This window comes from Streptomyces sp. ISL-66, assembly GCF_018614135.1.
In the GTDB taxonomy this organism is placed as follows: Bacteria; Actinomycetota; Actinomycetes; order Streptomycetales; family Streptomycetaceae; genus Streptomyces.
Genome location: NZ_JAGGOW010000058.1, coordinates 1 through 18,076 on the forward strand (window position 1 = coordinate 1; position 18,076 = coordinate 18,076).

Below are 18,076 nucleotides of genomic sequence, written 5' to 3' on the forward strand. Positions count from 1 at the left end.
CGGCCCGGGGGACCCGGCGGACGCGAAGCCGGCAGAGGCCGCGACCACGCCGGGAGCGGCGGATGCGGCGGAAGCGACGGAAGCGGCGGGCGGCTCCACGGGGGCCACGGACCGCCCGGGGCCCTGCCCGGCGGCCCCGGACGCGGCGACCCCGGGAGCGGCGACCCCGGGAGCGGCTCCGGCCCCGGCGGTGAGGGCCCCGACGAGCAGTACCCAGCCCACCAGCACCGCGAACACGCGGCGGAGGCGTTGGGGGCGGGACATCGTGGGCGGCCTCTCACTCGTATACGCGGGATCGTCGGGGGACTCGGGGGGAGTCGTCCCGAAATCGTACGGGTCCGCCCACAAATGCGTTCGCCACCCGGCACCTACGGGTGAGATCCTCGACCAGGTATGTCTACTTCCTTCGCCGCCCTGCAGACGCTTCTCGGTCAGATCTCCCTCCGTGACGCGCACCGCCTCGGCCGCCGCCTCGAAGGCGCCCGCCGCATCCGCCAGCCCGAGGCCAAGCAGGCCGTGCTCGACGAGATCGCCGCGGAGGCCGAAAAGGCCGCCGCGCGACTGGCCGGGCGCGCCTCGCGGAAGCCGGAGGTCACGTATCCCGAGAACCTTCCCGTCAGCCAGAAGAAGGACGAGATCGCCGAGGCGATACGCGACCACCAGGTCGTGATCGTCGCGGGCGAGACCGGCTCCGGCAAGACCACGCAGATCCCCAAGATCTGCATGGAGCTGGGGCGCGGTGTCCGGGGCATGATCGGGCACACCCAGCCCCGCCGGATCGCGGCCCGCACGGTCGCGGAGCGCATCGCGGAGGAGCTGAAGTCCGAGATCGGCCAGACCGTCGGCTGGAAGGTCCGCTTCACCGATCAGGTGGACCAGGACGCCACCTTCGTGAAGCTGATGACGGACGGCATCCTGCTCGCCGAGATCCAGACGGACCGCGAGCTGCGCGCGTACGACACGATCATCATCGACGAGGCCCACGAGCGGTCCCTGAACATCGACTTCCTGCTCGGGTACCTGGCCACGCTGCTGCCCAAGCGCCCCGACCTCAAGGTGATCATCACCTCGGCGACGATCGACCCGGCGCGCTTCTCCCGGCACTTCGGCGAGGCCCCGATCGTCGAGGTCAGCGGCCGTACGTATCCGGTGGAGGTCCGCTACCGCCCGCTCCTGGAGGACGACTCCGAGGACGCGGACCGGGACCAGATCACCGCGATCTGCGAGGCCGTGGACGAACTCCAGGCGGAGGGCCCGGGCGACGTCCTGGTCTTCCTCTCCGGCGAGCGCGAGATCCGCGACACGGCGGACGCGCTGGAGAAGCGGGGGCTCCGCCATACCGAGGTCCTCCCTCTTTACGCCCGCCTCTCGCACGCCGAGCAGCACCGGGTCTTCCAGCAGCACACGGGCCGCAGGATCGTCCTCGCGACCAACGTCGCCGAGACCTCGCTGACCGTCCCGGGCATCAAGTACGTGATCGACCCCGGCAACGCCCGCATCTCCCGCTACAGCCACCGCACCAAGGTCCAGCGCCTGCCCATCGAGCGGATCTCGCAGGCCAGCGCCAACCAGCGCAAGGGCCGCTGCGGGCGCACCTCGGACGGCATCTGCATCCGCCTCTACTCCGAGGACGACTTCACCACCCGTCCGGAGTTCACGGACGCCGAGATCCTGCGCACCAACCTCGCCTCGGTGATCCTCCAGATGACGGCGGCCGGCCTCGGCGAGATCGAGAAGTTCCCCTTCATCGACCCGCCGGACCACCGCAACATCCGCGACGGCGTGCAGCTCCTCCAGGAGCTCGGCGCGCTCGACCCGGCCGAGAAGGATCAGAAGAAGCGGCTCACCCCGATGGGCCGCCAGCTCGCCCAGCTCCCGGTGGACCCGCGCCTGGCCCGCATGGTGGTGGAGGCCGACAAGAACAACTGCGTCCGCGAGGTCATGGTCATCGCGGCGGCCCTGTCCATCCAGGACCCGCGCGAGCGGCCCTCGGACAAGCAGACCCAGGCCGACCAGAACCACGCCCGGTTCAAGGACGAGACGAGCGACTTCCTCTCGTTCCTGAACATGTGGCGCTACATCCGCGAGCAGCAGAAGGAGCGCGGCTCCTCCTCCTTCCGCCGGATGTGCAAGCAGGAGTACCTGAACTTCCTGCGGATCCGCGAGTGGCAGGACATCTATTCGCAGTTGCGTACGGTCGCCAAGACCATGGGCCTGCACGTCAACGAGGCGGACGCTCCCGAGACGAGCGTGCACATCTCGCTGCTGGCCGGCCTGCTCTCGCACATCGGGCTCAAGGACACGGACAAGAACGAGTACCTGGGGGCCCGGTCCGCCAAGTTCGCGATCTTCCCCGGTTCGGCGCTCTTCAAGAAGCAGCCGAAGTTCCTGATGTCGGCGGAACTGGTGGAGACCTCGCGGCTGTGGGCCCGGGTCAACGCCAAGGTGGAGCCGGAGTGGGTGGAGCCGCTCGCCCAGCACCTGATCAAGCGCACGTACAGCGAGCCGCACTGGGAGAAGGACCAGGCGGCCGTCATGGCCTTCGAGAAGGTCACGCTCTACGGTGTGCCGATCGTCGCGCAGCGAAAGATCAACTACGGCCGGATCGACGCCGAGGTCTCCCGCGATCTGTTCATCCGCAACGCCCTCGTCGAGGGCGACTGGCGGACCCACCACAAGTTCTACGCCGACAACCGCAAGCTCCTCACCGAGGTGGAGGAGCTGGAGAACCGGGCCCGGCGCCGCGACATCGTGGTCGACGACGAGACGCTCTTCGACTTCTACGACCAGCGCATCCCCGAACACGTGGTGTCCGGGGCGCACTTCGACTCGTGGTGGAAGCACAAGAAGCGGGACGAGCCCGAGCTGCTCGACTTCGAGCGCGAGATGCTGCTGACGGAGAAGGCGGCCGGGGTCACCAAGGCCGACTATCCGGACTCCTGGCAGCAGGGGCAGCTGAAGTTCCGGGTGACCTACCAGTTCGAGCCGGGCGCGGACGCGGACGGCGTGACCGTCCACATCCCGCTCCACGTGCTGAACCAGGTCACCGACGAGGGCTTCGACTGGCAGATCCCGGGCCTGCGGGAGGAGGTCGTCACCGAGCTGATCCGCTCGCTGCCGAAGCCGATCCGCCGGCACTACGTGCCCGCGCCCAACTTCGCGACCCGCTTCCTGGCGACGGCGCACCCGCTGCAGGAGCCCCTGCACGTGACGCTGGCCCGCGAGCTGCACCGGATGGTCGGGGTGCCGGTCACGGCCGAGGACTTCGACCTCACCCGCATCCCCGACCACCTGAAGATCACCTTCCGGATCGTCGACGAGCGGCGCAAGAACCTCGGCGAGGCCAAGGACCTGGAGGCCCTGCGGCTGCGGCTCAAGCCCAAGGCCCGCCAGGCCCTCTCCCAGGCGGCCGCCGCCACCGCCGAGCGGGCGGGCGGCGAGTCGGTGGAGAAGACCGGCCTGACGGACTGGACGATCGGCACGCTGACCAAGGTCTTCGAGACACGGCGGGCCGGTCAGCCGGTGAAGGCGTACCCGGCGCTGGTGGACGAGGGCACGAGCGTCTCCGTACGCCTCTTCGACACCGAGGCCGAGCAGCAGCAGGCGATGTGGCTGGGCACCCGGCGGCTGATCTTGCTCAACATCCCGGTGAACCCGGCGAAGTTCGCCTCGGACCACCTCAGCAACCAGCAGAAGCTGGCCCTGTCGCGCAATCCGCACGGCTCGATCCAGGCCCTGTTCGACGACTGCGCGACGGCGGCCACCGACAAGCTGATCGCGGACCACGGCGGCCCGGCCTGGGACGAAGCGGGCTTCCGCAAGCTCTACGAGGCCGTCCGCGCCGACCTGGTGGACACGACCGTACGGACGATCACGCAGGTGCAACAGGTCCTGGCGGCCTGGCAGGCCTGCGAGCGCCGGCTGAAGTCCACGAACAGCCTGGCCCTCATGCCGAACGTCCAGGACGTGAAGACGCAGCTGGCGGCCCTCGTGCCGGCCGGCTTCGTCACCCTGGCCGGACTGCGCCGGCTGCCGGACCTGATGCGCTACCTGGTGGCGGCCGACCGGCGGCTCCAGCAGATGCCCACGGGGGTCCAGCGCGACACCACGCGCATGGAGAAGGTCCAGGAGATGCGGGACGAGTACCTGTGGCTGCTGGAGCAGTTGCCGAAGGGCCGGCCGGTCCCGGAGGCCGTCACGGAGATCCGCTGGATGCTGGAGGAACTGCGGGTCAGCTACTTCGCGCACGCGCTCGGAACGGCGTATCCGATCTCCGACAAGCGCATCGTGAAGGCGGTGGACGCGGCCGCCCCGGGGCCCGCCCGGTGACCGGGTTTTACTGCACCCCCTGAGCTGCGGTACAGTCTGATTCGTAGCCGCCCAGCGGCCGCAAATCGAGGACCTGTGGAGCAGTTGGTTAGCTCGCCACCCTGTCAAGGTGGAGGTCGCGGGTTCAAGTCCCGTCAGGTTCGCAACAACAGCAGGGCCCACATCCTCAGGGATGCGGGCCCTGCTGCGTTTCCGGGTGCGGCGTGGGGGCCTGACCCTGACCCCAACCCCGCGGATTCACGGCCCCCGCGGGCGTCCCGGGCCCGCCCGGCCCTCCACGGGCGCCCCGCGCGCCTTCACAGCGCCCCTGGGGGCCGCCACGGGCCTCGCGAGGCCCGTTCCGGATCAACCCGGGGTCCCCGCTCGCGCGCGGCTCCTCGGCGGCCCGGGGATCCGGCCGCGGATCCTCCGTTCGCACGATGCGCTCTGCCCCGGACCTCCCTTTACGGGTGCATTGCCGGATGTACAAGAGTGATCAACTGTGACGGGAGTCACCTGATGTGTTTTTGAGGTGCACCCTTTTATCGCACCCCTACGCCTGCTCGATTTAATATGTGCAATTGCACCTACCCCCGCAGGGCCGTGCGCCCGTTCGATAGGACCCTGACCAGGGCATAAAAAAGATCGCGCTGGACCCGGCGGAGTCCAGCGCGATCGACGACAAGCGAACCTGTTGGGGCAGGTCCGGTCGCATGAAGCTATGTGCGGTTCATCGGATTGGGGGACCCGATAAACGTCCGGCAATAAGTTGTGCTGCGGAACCTCAGGCCTCGCTGCGCTGCTGCGGAATTCCCGCAAGCAGTGCGCGGACCTCAGCCTCGCGGTAACGGCGGTGTCCACCCAGGGTGCGGATGGACGTGAGCTTGCCAGCCTTGGCCCAACGGGTGACCGTCTTCGGGTCCACGCGGAACATCGTGGCGACCTCAGCCGGGGTCAGCAGCGGCTCGGCATCAGGGGTGCGAGCGGTCATGAGCGGCCTCCTCGGGAGAACCGAACCATCTCGGTTCTTTCCTCTAAATTCTGCACCTTGGCCCGCGTTGCCCGAAATGGACATACGCGGGCCGAGTCGGTTATAGGACGAACGGCTTGTCCTCGGCACTACAACTACACCATCCGTCCAGCCTCGACGGCCAAACCGATGGAATTGCCCTCCGAGGTGTTCATCAGCGGCGGAAGCCGATGGACCGTCCCATAACGGACAGTCACCCCACTGTGACGATCAGTCACAGAGCGATCAGGAGCCGTCAGACCCCCCGTAGAGCGCAATGCCGAGCATTCCGCCCTTAGTTGGACGGAAGGAACCCTCCCCGGACTCCTTGTCCTATTTTGGCATGAGGGTAGGGGAAGGGCGCAAGGGTGTAGATAGTGCGGTCCGTCACGCTTGGGCCAATGGCCCGTATCGGGACGTAGGTCCCGGAACAAAGACCCAAAAGAGGGCATCCCGACCCCTGACCTGCCCGTACTCCTCCGGGGTCGGCCGACCGGCGGGTGGACATCGGCGGCCCGGGCCGCTACCGGCCCGGATCCGCCGCCCGCGGGTTCGAGGAGAGCCGCCGCGCCCTTTCGCGCGGAGCCGCTCCCGGACTAGTTCGCGAAGAGCCGCTCCCGGACCGCCCGCCACCGCTCCGCGAGGACCGCGTACGTCTGCGCCGCCCCGTCCATGTCCCCGGCCCGCAGCGCCGCGATCCCCTGCGCCACGTCCCGGGCCGAGTGGTCGCCGGCCAGAGCGTCCGCCGGGAACGCGTGCGGCAGCCCGCCGTAGTCCAGCTCCACCATCGAGCGCGGGTGGAACTCCTCCAGCCAGCTCCCGACCTCCACCAGCCCCTCGACGAGCATTCCGTACCCCTCCGCCTCGCGCAGCGTCCGCAGCCCCCGCGCCAGCCGGCGCCGGGCCTGCACCATCGGCGTCCGGTACCGCAGCCGCTCGCCCGGCACGTACTCCCGCTCCTCGTCCGCCACCAGCACGAACCAGCGCAGCGGCACCTGCCACACCCCGGTGCGGATCCACGGGCGCGCGTCGGGGTTCCGCCCGCGCCAGGCCTCGTACTCCTCGGTCGCCCGACGGCGGGTCGCCGCGGGCAGGACGGCGTCGAGCACCGACGGCGGGAACTCGGCCGACAGCTCCTGGAGCGCCAGCCAGCCGCGCAGCCGCGTACGCCACGGGCAGACCATCAGCACCCCGTCCACCTCCGCGGTGAACGCGTCCGCGCTCTCGTGCGCCGGGACCCCGACCACGGGCACCCGTACCAAATCCACCAGCGACCGGCGCAGTTCGTCCTGGGCGCTCACGCCGGTCCCGCGCCGGGCGTAGTCGGCCCAGTGCGTGCGCTCGGGCTCCGGGAAGGCCGTCAGCGGCTCGTAGACGCGCAGGTACGAGGCGTACGGGACCGCGGACGCCGAGCGGGCGGAGGGCAGTCGGGGATCGGGGGATTCGCTCACGCTCTCGTACTCCCCCGCGGCGCACGCCGGTACTCCGGCGCGGGCGGGCGGACCCCCCGCGGGGCCCGCCCGTACCCCGGGAGTGTTCCGATCTTCGGACAGGGAGGATCACCGGGCCCCGGAGGTCTTACGCTGCTCCCAGCACGCCCTCCCCCACCCGCAGGGCGGGCGTCTTTCCCGCCGCACCTCTTATGGGAGTCACCACCGTGACCGAAATGACCGACGGCGTCCTGCACACCCTGTTCCGCACGGAACAGGGCGGCCACGAGCAAGTCGTGCTGTGCCAGGACCGAGCCTCCGGCCTCAAGGCCGTCATCGCGATCCACTCCACCGCCCTGGGCCCGGCCCTCGGCGGCACCCGCTTCCACGCGTACGCCTCGGACGAGGAAGCCGTCCTCGACGCGCTGAACCTCGCGCGCGGCATGTCGTACAAGAACGCGCTCGCCGGGCTCGACCTCGGCGGCGGCAAGGCCGTCATCATCGGCGACCCGGACGTCTTGAAGTCCGAGGAACTGCTGCTGGCCTACGGCCGGTTCGTGGAGTCCCTCGGCGGCCGCTACGTGACCGCCTGCGACGTCGGCACCTACGTGGCGGACATGGACGTCGTGGCCCGCGAGACCCGCTGGGCGACCGGCCGCTCCCCCGAGAACGGCGGCGCCGGCGACTCCTCGGTCCTCACCGCCTTCGGCGTCTTCCAGGGCATGCGCGCCAGCGCCCAGCACCTGTGGGGCGACCCGACCCTGCGCGGCCGCAAGGTCGGCGTGGCGGGCGTCGGCAAGGTGGGCCACCACCTGGTCGAGCACCTGCTGACGGACGGCGCGGAGGTCGTGATCACGGACGTCCGCGAGGAGTCCGTGCGGCGGATCCTGGACAAGCACCCGGGCAAGGTGACGGCCGTCGCCGACACCGAGGCGCTGATCCGCGTCGCGGGCCTGGACATCTACGCCCCCTGCGCGCTGGGCGGGGCCCTGAACGACACCTCGGTGCCGGCCCTGACCGCGAAGGTCGTCTGCGGCGCGGCGAACAACCAGCTCGCGCACCCGGGCGTCGAGAAGGACCTCGCGGACCGCGGGATCCTCTACGCGCCGGACTACGTGGTCAACGCGGGCGGGGTCATCCAGGTCGCCGACGAGCTGCGCGGTTTCGACTTCGACCGCTGCAAGGCGAAGGCCGCGAAGATCTTCGACACCACGCTGGAAATCTTCGCGCGTGCGAAGTCCGACGGGATCCCGCCGGCCGCCGCCGCCGACCGGATCGCCGAGCAGCGCATGGCCGACGCCCGCGCGGCCCGCGCGGCCCGCACGGCCTGATCCTCACCGGGCCCTTACGGGGCCCGTGAGTGTGCCCGCCGGGGCGCGGCGAGACGGAACTCACTGCGCTTCGGCGGGTCGCTCGTCAGGAAAGGGCTAAAATCGCAGCTGACCAGCGAGGACGGGGCGCCTCGTTGGTACTGCACCGGGGCGCGTCATGCGGGCGACGTACCGTATGGCCGCGGAAGCAGGTACCGTTAAACCCCTACGGACGGTCTCTCCACGGAGAGCCCGCTCCGAACCATGAACGCGTGTCAGACTCTGGGGCCGTCGAGCCCCGTCACCGAGGGGGTCGAGCCATGGGGCGCGGCCGGGCAAAGGCCAAGCAGACGAAGGTCGCCCGCCAGCTGAAGTACAGCAGCGGCGGGACTGACTTGTCGCGTCTGGCCAATGAGCTGGGCGCATCGCCGACTGATCCGCCGCTGCCTGTCAGCGTGCCGGTCGAAGTCGAGGACGATGACGATGACGATGAAGAGGACCCGTACGCCAAGTACGCGGCCCTCTACAACGACGATGACGACGAGGACGAGGACGAGGAGTCCGGTCCGTCTGCGCATCGCCGCGGCGCTTGACGCTCTCACGGTGTCTGCACGCCAGGTCTAAAACACCGGAACCCGGTCCAGGGCATCGCCCCGGGCCGGGTTTCCGTGCTGTTCGCACGCGGCCGCGCTGATCAGCTCGCGTAGTCGCCGGTCATGGTCGCGCCCTCGGCGCGGTCGCCGCGGCCCTGGATCTCTCCCGCGACCCAGGCGTCGACGCCCCGGTCGCCCAGAGCGGTCAGGGCCACGTCCACCGACTCCTGCGGGACCACGGCCATCATGCCGACGCCCATGTTCAGGGTCTTCTCCAGCTCCAGGCGCTCCACCTGCCCGGCCTTGCCGACCAGGTCGAAGATCGCGCCCGGGGCCCAGGTCGAGCGGTCGACCGTGGCGTGCAGGTGGTCCGGGATCACCCGGGCGAGGTTGGCCGCGAGGCCGCCGCCCGTGATGTGGGAGTAGGCGTGGACCTCAGCGGTGCGGGTGAGGGCCATGCAGTCCAGCGAGTAGATCTTCGTGGGCTCCAGCAGCTCCTCGCCGAGGGTCCGGCCGAGCTCCTCGACGTGGCCCTCCAGGGACATTCCGGCCCGGTCGAAGAGGACGTGGCGGACCAGCGAGTACCCGTTCGAGTGAAGACCCGAGGACGCCATCGCGATGACGGCGTCGCCCGTACGGATGCGATCGGCGCCCAGCAGCCCGTCGTACTCGACGACGCCGGTGCCGGCGCCCGCCACGTCGAAGTCGTCCGGACCCAGCAGGCCCGGGTGCTCGGCGGTCTCGCCGCCGACCAGGGCGCAGCCGGCCAGGACACAGCCCTCGGCGATGCCCTTGACGATGGCCGCGACCCGCTCGGGGTGGACCTTGCCGACGCAGATGTAGTCGGTCATGAAGAGGGGTTCGGCGCCGCAGACGACGATGTCGTCCATGACCATCGCGACCAGGTCGTGGCCGATGGTGTCGTAGACGCCCATGCGGCGGGCGATGTCCACCTTGGTGCCGACGCCGTCGGTGGCGGAGGCGAGCAGGGGGCGCTCGTAGCGCTTGAGGGCGGAGGCGTCGAAGAGGCCGGCGAAGCCGCCGAGGCCGCCGAGGACCTCGGGGCGCTGCGTCTTCTTCACCCACTCCTTCATCAGCTCTACGGCGCGGTCCCCGGCGTCGATGTCGACGCCCGCGGCTGCGTAGCTGGCACCGGTGGTCTTCTCTGTCATGACAGGAGAGAGCTTTCGTGTCGTTGCTGCGTGTGGTGCGGGGCCCCGGGAGAAGCTTCAAAGGCAGGGCCCCGCGCAGGTGGAGCAGGGTGGACAGGGCTCGCCGGCCCTACGGGTGTCGTGCCGCACGGAGCTGCGAGCCCCGCGAGGCTGCGTGTCCCCTGCCCGGCCGCGCCCGCGGGGTTGCGGTCCCCGTAGTCACGGCCGTACAGGGGTGTGGCCTACGGGCGCCGGAGCGCGTCGGCGGCGTCGCTGCCGCCGGCCAGCTCCGTCTCCAGGAGCTGCTTGCCCAGGAGCTGCGGGTCGGGCAGTTCCATGGGGTACTCGCCGTCGAAGCAGGCACGGCAGAGGTTGGGCTTCTGGATGGTGGTCGCCTCGACCATCGCGTCGAGCGAGATGTACGAGAGCGAGTCCGCGCCCAGCGACTTGGCGATCTCATCGACCGACATGCCGTTGGCGATCAGCTCGGCCCGGGTGGCGAAGTCGATGCCGAAGAAGCACGGCCACTTCACCGGCGGCGAGGAGATCCGGATGTGGACCTCGGCCGCGCCGGCCTCGCGGAGCATCTTGACCAGGGCGCGCTGGGTGTTGCCGCGGACGATCGAGTCGTCGACGACCACCAGGCGCTTGCCCCGGATGACTTCCTTGAGGGGGTTGAGCTTGAGGCGGATGCCGAGCTGGCGGATCGTCTGCGAGGGCTGGATGAAGGTCCGGCCCACGTACGCGTTCTTGACCAGGCCGACGCCGTACGGAATCCCGCTGGCTTCGGCGTATCCGACGGCGGCGGGCGTGCCGGATTCCGGCGTCGATATCACCAGGTCCGCGTCGGCCGGGGCTTCCTTGGCCAGGCGTCGGCCCATCTCGACGCGCGAGAGGTAGACGTTCCGGCCGGCGATGTCGGTGTCCGGGCGCGCCAGGTAGACGTACTCGAAGACACAGCCCTTGGGCTTCGCTTCCGCGAAGCGAGAGCTCCGCAGACCGTTCTCGTCGATCGCGATGAGCTCGCCCGGCTCGACCTCGCGGACGAAGCTGGCGCCGCAGATGTCGAGGGCAGCGGTCTCGCTCGCGACCACCCAGCCGCGCTCGAGGCGGCCGAGGACCAGCGGGCGGATGCCCTGCGGGTCACGGGCGGTGTAGAGCGTTCCCTCGTCCATGAAGACGAGCGAGAAGGCGCCCTTCACCTTCGGGAGGACCTTGGTGGCCGACTCCTCGATGGTCAGGGGCTTGCCGTCGTCGTCCGTCTGGCCGGCCAGCAGGGCGGTGACCAGGTCGGTGTCGTTCGTGGCCGCCACCTGGGTGGCACGGCCGTCCTGACGGGGGAGGTCGGCGACCATCTCGGCGAGCTCGGCGGTGTTCACCAAGTTGCCGTTGTGACCCAGGGCAATGGAGCCGTGGGCGGTCGCACGGAAGGTCGGCTGGGCGTTCTCCCAGACGGAGGCTCCGGTGGTCGAGTAGCGGGCGTGACCGACCGCGATATGACCTTGGAGCGAGCCGAGAGAGGTTTCGTCGAAGACCTGGGAAACGAGTCCCATGTCCTTGAAGACGAGGATCTGGGAACCGTTGCTCACAGCGATGCCCGCGGACTCTTGTCCGCGGTGCTGCAGTGCATACAGTCCGAAGTAGGTGAGCTTGGCGACCTCTTCACCCGGAGCCCAGACACCGAAGACGCCGCAAGCGTCCTGGGGGCCTTTTTCGCCGGGGAGCAGGTCGTGGTTGAGTCGTCCATCACCACGAGGCACATCTCCGAGTGTAGGCGAGATCGACCACTGGTCCGAATTGGGGACGCCCGGGAAATGTCACAGCACGGAGGGTGACCGCGCAGCCCGGTCTCGGTATGCGGATGCCCTTGTTGACAGGTACGAGCGCATTCGTACGGGCTCTCGGCTCATACAGCCCCTCGGTGACCGTTCCGTCACCCTCGTAGAGCGTCGGCACGTGGACCTGGTCCGTGGCGCGCGCGCCATCTGTCGCTGTTTCGCGTAGCCACAACTCTTCTTACCCCTTTCGCAATTCCGCTCCGCCCAGCCCTGCCCTGCCGTGCCGCGCGCCGTCCCGCGCCCCGCCCGGGGCGGGCGGGTGAGCTGCGCCTTGGAGCACCTGTGTCTTCGTACAACAGCAAGCTGTCCCGCCGCGCCTTCGGAGGCGCCCGCCGCCCGAACGTCCTGTTCATCCTGGGCGCTGGAGCCGGCGCGGCTGGCGGAGCTGCGGGCGGCCTGGGGGAAGACGGACGCGGGGCTGCTGCCGTACCCGGGCTGACCCCGCAGGCGGTTGCTCGGGGGCTCACTCCACCGCGGAGGCCGCGGTGGCGGTGAGGCCCTTGCCGGTGGTCGCCGTCAGGTCGAGGGCGTCGCCGTGGATCTTCCAACGGAGCGTGCCGCTGCCGAACAGGTCGGTCAGCGTCCGCTCCAGGTCGCCCACCGCGCCCTCGCACGCCATCCGCGTCGTGGCGAGCGGTCCGAAGGTGAGCGAGTCCCCGTCGACGGTGGCCTTGGCGTTGAAGCGGTTGCAGCCGAGGCTGCCGCTCGCGGAGCCGTCGGCGCCGACGGTGAAGCGGGCCGCGCCCTCGGCGCCGGCGGGGACCGAGGCGGTGGTACCGCCGTCGACCAGGGAGTTCACGGTCCAGGCGGTGGCGATGAGCGGGGCGTCAGGAGTACGGGGCTCCGAGGTCAAGGCGATCGCGTTCCCGTCCGGGGTCTTCAAGGTGACCTCCTGCGCCCCGCCTTCGACGGTCAGCCGGCCCCGGAACAGCTTGCCGAAGGCCGTCTCGAACGGCAGGTCGGCGCAGGCCATGTCGGTGACGCTGCCCGGCGTCACGGTCATGGTGGAGCCGGTGTCGAAGACGACCGCGGCGGTGAAGCCGTTGCAGCCGTAGTTGCCGGTGGCCTGCCCGTCGTGACCCTTGCGGGCAGGCTCCACGGTCAGCCGGGCGGCGGCGGGAGCGGTCAGCGTCTTCCCGTCCACGGTCAGGCTCTGGACCGACCAGGATCCGGAGAAACCGCTGCCGGGGTACGTGCCGCGGGGGCCGGAGCCGTCACCGCAGGCAGCGGCGGTGGCCGTGGTCGCGGCGGTGAGCGCGAGGGCGAGGGCGACGTGCCGGAGGGTACGCATACCGGTGGGACGGATCCCGCGCCGAGGCGGTTCCGCCCCGTCGGCCCGTCCGCCCGGTCGGCTCATGCGCCCGGCCCGTCCGGCCGGTCGGCACATCCGGCCGGTCAGCACATCCGGCCGGTCAGCACATCCGGCCGGTCAGCTCATCAGGGGGAGCAGCGCCGAGAGGTCGGCGCGCTCGCCGCTGGCCCGGACCCGGGCCTCGTCCAGCGCGGCGGCCCAGCCCGTACGGCCGGTCGCGAGCCGGATCCAGGTCACCGGGTCGGTCTCCACCACGTTCGGCGGGGTGCCGCGGGTGTGCCGGGGGCCCTCGATGCACTGGACCACCGCGAACGGCGGGATGCGCACCTCCACCGAGCCGCCCGGCGCCTTGAGCGCCAGGGCGTCGGCGAGCAGCCGGGTGCAGGCCGCCAGGGCCTGTCGGTCGATCGGGATGTCCATTCCGGTGGCGCGGCGCAGGTCCTCGGTGTGGACGACGAGCTCGACGGTCCGGGTGACCAGGAAGTCGGCCAGGGTCATGGCCCCGATCCACAGGTCCAGCACCCGGCCGCCGGGGTTCCTTTCGAGCGCCTCGGCCAAGCGGGCGGCGGCCCCGTCGTAGAGCTCGGACAGCGGGGCGCCCTCGAGGGTCTCCTTGGCCGCCTCGGCGATCTTCCCGGCGAGGGAGGCCGTCGCGAAGGGCCACTCGGCGGCGGCCAGCTCGGCAACGGCGGCGGGCGGCCGGTCGAGGCCGCCGGCCAGCGATTCGGCGATCCAGGCGATGTGCGCGGCGAGTTCGGCGACGGACCAGTCCCCGACCCCGCTCGGCCGGGCGAGCCGCTCGGCGTCCAACTCCCGTACGGCGTCGCGGACGTGCCCGAACTGCGCGAGGACGGCCGCGCGGGTCTTGGCGTGGTCGTAGGTGCGCGGCTTCTTCTTGGCGGGCGGCATGGGGCCGACCCTACTTCGCCCGGCGGCTCGGGATCCGGATGCGTCAGTCCTTCGGCGCTCGGGGCAGGGCGGTCTCGCAGCCCGCTTTCGCCGCCGCGCGCAGGGCCGCCCCGCGGGCCAGCGCCGCCAGGGTCCCGGGCTCGCCGCGGTCCGCGCGGTCGTACTCGGTGGCGGCGGTCACCCGCAGGGAGGTCACCCCGCCGGACTTCACCGGATCGGCGCACTTCGCGGTCACCGCGACCGAGCGGACACCGAGGTCGAACCGGCTCTCGCCCGGCTCGGCATCGTTCGAGGCGGCCACCGTGAGCGAGAAGTACGGGTGCATCTCCTCCTGGCCCTCGAAGGTCACCTCCCGGCGCAGCACGCACAGGTGCTGCCCCGCGGAGTCGGCGTCCACCTTGTTCCCGGAGCCGCCGAACCGCATCACCGCATCCGGGTCCACCAGGCCCTGGCAGGCCTCGGTGATCTCCGCCCGGCTGTCCTCACGGGTCCGGTACGCGTCGTACAGGGCCCAGCCGCCCAGAGCCAGGCCGGCCGCGATGACGACGCTCAGGAGCGCCTTCCCCCTGGTCACCGGCTGCCCGACGCGGCCGGCCGGCGTTCGGGCCGACCGGCGCACGCGCCCGGCTCTTGATCCAATTCCTGCTGCATGCGGCGAAGTTACGTCCTCGCGCGAGCGCCTACAAGGGTCCCGGCCCCGGAACGCCCGAGCCCCCGTCCGGATCTTCCGGACGGGGGCTCGGAGCGAGGATCACGAAGAGCGGCGACTCAGGCCAGCAGGGCCGGGATCGTCGCCTCGTGGGCCTGGCGGAGCTCCGCCAGGGGGAGGGTGAACTCGCCCTGGATCTCGATCTCGTCGCCGTCCACCACGCCGATCCGGGTCGCCGGCAGGCCCCGCGCACCGCACATGTCGGTGAAGCGGAGCTCCTCGCTGCGCGGGACGGCCACGATGGCCCGGCCCGCGGACTCGGAGAACAGGAAGGTGAAGGCGTCCAGCGCCTCGGGCACCACGATCCGCGCACCGTTGCCGCCGCGCAGGCAGGACTCGGTGAGCGCCTGGATCACGCCGCCGTCGGACAGGTCGTGCGCGGCGTCGATCATGCCGTCGCGCGAGGCCGAGATCAGGATCTCGCCGAGCAGCTTCTCGCGGCCCAGGTCCACCTTGGGCGGCATGCCGCCCAGGTGCTGGTGGACGACCTCGGACCAGGCGGAGCCGCCGAACTCCCCGGCGGTGTCGCCGAGCAGGTACAGCAGCTGGCCGGCCTCCGCGAACGCCATCGGCGTGCGGCGGTTGACGTCGTCGATCACACCGAGGACCGCCACGACCGGGGTCGGGTGGATCGCGGTGTCACCGGTCTGGTTGTAGAGCGAGACGTTGCCGCCGGTCACCGGGGTGCCCAGCTCCAGGCAGCCGTCGGCGAGGCCGCGGCAGGCCTCGGCGAACTGCCACATGACGCCCGGGTCTTCGGGGGAGCCGAAGTTCAGGCAGTCGGAGATCGCGAGCGGCTTGGCGCCGGTCGCGGAGACGTTGCGGTACGCCTCGGCCAGCGCGAGCTGCGCGCCCGTGTAGGGGTCGAGCTTCGCGAAGCGGCCGTTGCCGTCGGTGGCCATGGCGACGCCGAGGTTGGTCTCCTCGTCGATGCGGACCATGCCGGCGTCCTCGGGCTGCGAGAGCACCGTGTTGCCCTGCACGAAGCGGTCGTACTGGTCGGTGATCCAGGACTTCGAGGCCTGGTTCGGCGACGAGACCAGGGCCAGGACCTGCGCGCGCAGCTCCTCGGAGGTCGTGGGCCGCGGCAGCTTGCCCGCGTCGTCGGCCTGGAGGGCGTCCTGCCACTCGGGGCGGGCGTACGGGCGGTGGTAGGTCGGGCCCTCGTGCGCGACGGAGCGCGGCGGGACGTCGACGACCTGCTCGCCGTGCCAGAAGATCTCCAGCCGCTCGCCGTCGGTGACCTCGCCGATGACGGTGGCGATGACGTCCCACTTCTCGCAGATCGCCATGAAGGCGTCCACGTTGGCGGGCTCGACGATCGCGCACATGCGTTCCTGCGACTCGCTCATGAGGATTTCCTCGGGCGAGAGCGTCGCGTCGCGCAGCGGGACGGTGTCCAGTTCGACGCGCATGCCGCCGGAGCCGGCCGAGGCGAGCTCGGAGGTGGCGCAGGACAGGCCGGCGCCGCCGAGGTCCTGGATGCCGGAGACCAGGTCGGCCTTGAAGATCTCCAGGGTGCACTCGATGAGGAGCTTCTCCTGGAACGGGTCGCCGACCTGGACGGCCGGGCGCTTGGCCGGCCCGGTGGAGTCGAAGGTCTCGGAGGCCAGTACGGAGACGCCGCCGATGCCGTCGCCGCCCGTGCGGGCACCGTAGAGGATGACCTTGTTGCCGGGGCCGGACGCCTTGGCGAGGTGGATGTCCTCGTGCTTCATCACGCCGATGCAGCCGGCGTTGACCAGCGGGTTGCCCTGGTAGCAGGCGTCGAAGACGACCTCGCCGCCGATGTTCGGCAGGCCCAGGCAGTTGCCGTAGCCGCCGATGCCGGCGACGACGCCCGGCAGGACGCGCTTGGTGTCGGGGTGGTCAGCCGCGCCGAAGCGCAGCGGGTCGACGACGGCGACGGGGCGGGCGCCCATGGCGAGGATGTCGCGGACGATGCCGCCGATGCCGGTGGCCGCGCCCTGGTAGGGCTCGATGTACGACGGGTGGTTGTGCGATTCGACCTTGAAGGTGACCGCGTAGCCCTGGCCGACGTCGACGACGCCCGCGTTCTCGCCGATGCCGACGAGCATGGCCGTGTTCTCGGGGGCCTTCTCGCCGAACTGCTTCAGGTGGATCTTGCTGCTCTTGTACGAGCAGTGCTCGGACCACATGACGGAGTACATGGCGAGCTCGGCGCCCGTGGGGCGGCGGCCGAGGATCTCGCGGATGCGGGCGTACTCGTCCTCCTTGAGGCCGAGTTCCTTCCAGGGCTGGGAGGCGTCCGGGGTCTCCGTCGCGTTCTTGACCGTGTCGAGGCTCATGCGTTGACCAGCTTCTTCAGGACCGAGGTGAAGAACGGGAGGCCGTCGGTGCGGCCCGTCCCGATCAGCGGCTCGACCGCGTGCTCGGGGTGCGGCATGAGGCCGACGACGTTGCCCGCGGCGTTGGTGATGCCCGCGATGTCGCGCAGCGAGCCGTTCGGGTTGCCGTGTCCGTCGGCGGCTTCACCGCCGACGACGTACCGGAAGGCCACTCGTCCTTCGGCCTCCAGTTCGTCCAGCACCCGCTCGGCGGCCACGTAGCGGCCGTCCATGTTCTTGAGCGGTACGGAGATCTCCTGGCCGGCGGTGTAGTCGCCGGTCCACGCGGTCTCCGCGTTCTCCACCCGCAGCTTCTGCTCGCGGCAGATGAAGTGCAGGTCGGTGTTGCGGAGCATCGCCCCCGGCAGCAGGTGGGCCTCGGTGAGGATCTGGAAGCCGTTGCAGATGCCGAGGACGGGCATGCCGCCCTTGGCCTGCTCGATGATGGTCTCCATCACCGGCGAGAAGCGGGAGATGGCCCCGGCGCGCAGGTAGTCCCCGTAGGAGAAGCCGCCCGCGAGGACGACCGCGTCGACCTGGTGCAGGTCCTTGTCGCGGTGCCAGAGCGAGACCGGCTCGGCGCCCGCGAGGCGGACGGCGCGCAGCGAGTCACGGTCGTCGAGCGTTCCGGGGAACGTGACGACTCCGATGCGAGTGGTCACCGTCAGGCCTCGACCTTCACGGTGAAGTCTTCGATGACGGTGTTGGCGAGGAAGGTTTCGGCCATCTTGTGGATGCGGTCGAGGGCGGCCTGGTCGACCGGGCCCTCCACCTCCAGTTCGAAGCGCTTCCCCTGGCGGACGTCGGCGATTCCCTCGAATCCCAGGCGCGGCAGTGCACGCTGCACCGCCTGGCCCTGAGGGTCGAGGATCTCCGGCTTGAGCATGACGTCGACTACGACGCGTGCCACTGGCACTCCCGTGTGGTGGTTGGTGCGAAGGCGGTTCCCTCAGCGTACCCGGCGAAAATTTCTACGCGGGTAGATATCGTTCGTCCGTGATCGCCGGGCCGTTTCGGCTTCACCAACGCTTCGCAAAATCCACCGGAAAACCACGCGCCCGGGATTGCGTCGGGACACGCGGAGAGAATTAACTGGGCTTCGCAATGCAATGAGAATCGGGGTACAAAGGATTCCTCCGATGCGTCGGCATTTTCGGCT

Annotated in this window: 13 protein-coding genes, 1 tRNA gene and 1 pseudogene; 4 read left to right on the forward strand and 11 right to left on the reverse strand. The window is 70.5% G+C overall.

The genetic code is table 11. The annotated features are described in order from the left end of the window. Nucleotides 1-264: pseudogene (locus tag J7E97_RS12525) on the reverse strand (hypothetical protein); the annotation flags it as partial. A 129-nt stretch (nt 265-393) separates the two neighbouring features. Here J7E97_RS12525 and hrpA point away from each other — a divergent pair. Both hrpA and J7E97_RS12535 read left to right on the forward strand, forming a co-directional pair. Next, a complete protein-coding gene (gene hrpA, locus J7E97_RS12530; RefSeq protein ID WP_215025915.1) occupies nt 394-4,329 on the forward strand; it encodes an ATP-dependent RNA helicase HrpA in 3,936 nt (1,311 codons plus the stop codon). 69 nt (nt 4,330-4,398) lie between these two features. Continuing rightward, a tRNA-Asp gene (locus J7E97_RS12535) sits at nt 4,399-4,472 on the forward strand. Between the two features lie 620 nt (nt 4,473-5,092). On the opposite strand, the gene bldC is transcribed toward J7E97_RS12535, so the two are convergent. Both bldC and J7E97_RS12545 read right to left on the reverse strand, forming a co-directional pair. Beyond that, nucleotides 5,093-5,299 (reverse strand): developmental transcriptional regulator BldC, encoded by a 207-nt coding sequence (gene bldC / locus J7E97_RS12540; RefSeq protein WP_003949541.1) that lies wholly within the window; start codon nt 5,297-5,299, stop codon nt 5,093-5,095. 614 nt (nt 5,300-5,913) lie between these two features. Further along, nucleotides 5,914-6,768: a hypothetical protein gene (locus J7E97_RS12545; RefSeq protein ID WP_215025918.1), complete on the reverse strand. Its 855-nt coding sequence runs from the start codon at nt 6,766-6,768 to the stop codon at nt 5,914-5,916. A gap of 206 nt (nt 6,769-6,974) precedes the next feature. Here J7E97_RS12545 and J7E97_RS12550 point away from each other — a divergent pair, with 206 nt between their 5' ends. Both J7E97_RS12550 and J7E97_RS12555 read left to right on the forward strand, forming a co-directional pair. Further along, entirely contained in the window at nt 6,975-8,078 is a 1,104-nt protein-coding gene (locus tag J7E97_RS12550; protein WP_308346479.1) for a Glu/Leu/Phe/Val dehydrogenase dimerization domain-containing protein, read from the forward strand. Between the two features lie 299 nt (nt 8,079-8,377). Next, nucleotides 8,378-8,650, forward strand: coding sequence for a DUF3073 domain-containing protein (locus J7E97_RS12555; RefSeq protein WP_215025924.1), 273 nt, complete (start codon nt 8,378-8,380; stop codon nt 8,648-8,650). Nucleotides 8,651-8,751: 101 nt separating this feature from the next. On the opposite strand, the gene purM is transcribed toward J7E97_RS12555, so the two are convergent. The 8 genes from purM to purS form a co-directional block, all read right to left on the reverse strand. Further along, nucleotides 8,752-9,822, reverse strand: coding sequence for a phosphoribosylformylglycinamidine cyclo-ligase (purM, locus tag J7E97_RS12560; RefSeq protein WP_215025927.1), 1,071 nt, complete (start codon nt 9,820-9,822; stop codon nt 8,752-8,754). Between the two features lie 221 nt (nt 9,823-10,043). Then, nucleotides 10,044-11,561: an amidophosphoribosyltransferase gene (gene purF, locus J7E97_RS12565; RefSeq protein WP_215025930.1), complete on the reverse strand. Its 1,518-nt coding sequence runs from the start codon at nt 11,559-11,561 to the stop codon at nt 10,044-10,046. Nucleotides 11,562-12,102: 541 nt separating this feature from the next. Then, complete coding sequence (locus J7E97_RS12570) at nt 12,103-12,930, reverse strand: META domain-containing protein (protein WP_215025933.1); 828 nt, start codon at nt 12,928-12,930, stop codon at nt 12,103-12,105. A gap of 138 nt (nt 12,931-13,068) precedes the next feature. Then, a complete protein-coding gene (locus J7E97_RS12575; RefSeq protein WP_215025936.1) occupies nt 13,069-13,860 on the reverse strand; it encodes a maleylpyruvate isomerase family mycothiol-dependent enzyme in 792 nt (263 codons plus the stop codon). Between the two features lie 43 nt (nt 13,861-13,903). Beyond that, complete coding sequence (locus J7E97_RS12580) at nt 13,904-14,434, reverse strand: hypothetical protein (RefSeq protein WP_215025939.1); 531 nt, start codon at nt 14,432-14,434, stop codon at nt 13,904-13,906. 194 nt (nt 14,435-14,628) lie between these two features. Then, entirely contained in the window at nt 14,629-16,878 is a 2,250-nt protein-coding gene (gene purL / locus J7E97_RS12585) for a phosphoribosylformylglycinamidine synthase subunit PurL (RefSeq protein ID WP_215025942.1), read from the reverse strand. Continuing rightward, nucleotides 16,875-17,579, reverse strand: a complete 705-nt coding sequence (purQ, locus tag J7E97_RS12590) for a phosphoribosylformylglycinamidine synthase subunit PurQ (RefSeq protein WP_215025945.1) — start codon at nt 17,577-17,579, stop codon at nt 16,875-16,877. Before purQ ends, purL begins: the two co-directional genes overlap by 4 nt. Before the next feature lie 2 nt (nt 17,580-17,581). After that, a complete protein-coding gene (purS, locus tag J7E97_RS12595) occupies nt 17,582-17,833 on the reverse strand; it encodes a phosphoribosylformylglycinamidine synthase subunit PurS (RefSeq protein ID WP_008740952.1) in 252 nt (83 codons plus the stop codon). Nucleotides 17,834-18,076 lie beyond the last annotated feature (243 nt).

Excerpts from the sequence above, each read along its gene's own strand:
- J7E97_RS12575 (WP_215025936.1), bottom strand. The coding sequence starts at position 13,860 with ATGCCGCCCGCCAAGAAGAAGCCGCGCACCTACGACCACGCCAAGACC.
- J7E97_RS12570 (WP_215025933.1), bottom strand. The coding sequence starts at position 12,930 with ATGCGTACCCTCCGGCACGTCGCCCTCGCCCTCGCGCTCACCGCCGCG.
- J7E97_RS12555 (WP_215025924.1), top strand. The coding sequence starts at position 8,378 with ATGGGGCGCGGCCGGGCAAAGGCCAAGCAGACGAAGGTCGCCCGCCAG.
- purL (WP_215025942.1), bottom strand. The coding sequence starts at position 16,878 with ATGAGCCTCGACACGGTCAAGAACGCGACGGAGACCCCGGACGCCTCC.
- purM (WP_215025927.1), bottom strand. The coding sequence starts at position 9,822 with ATGACAGAGAAGACCACCGGTGCCAGCTACGCAGCCGCGGGCGTCGAC.
- bldC (WP_003949541.1), bottom strand. The coding sequence starts at position 5,299 with ATGACCGCTCGCACCCCTGATGCCGAGCCGCTGCTGACCCCGGCTGAG.
- hrpA (WP_215025915.1), top strand. The coding sequence starts at position 394 with ATGTCTACTTCCTTCGCCGCCCTGCAGACGCTTCTCGGTCAGATCTCC.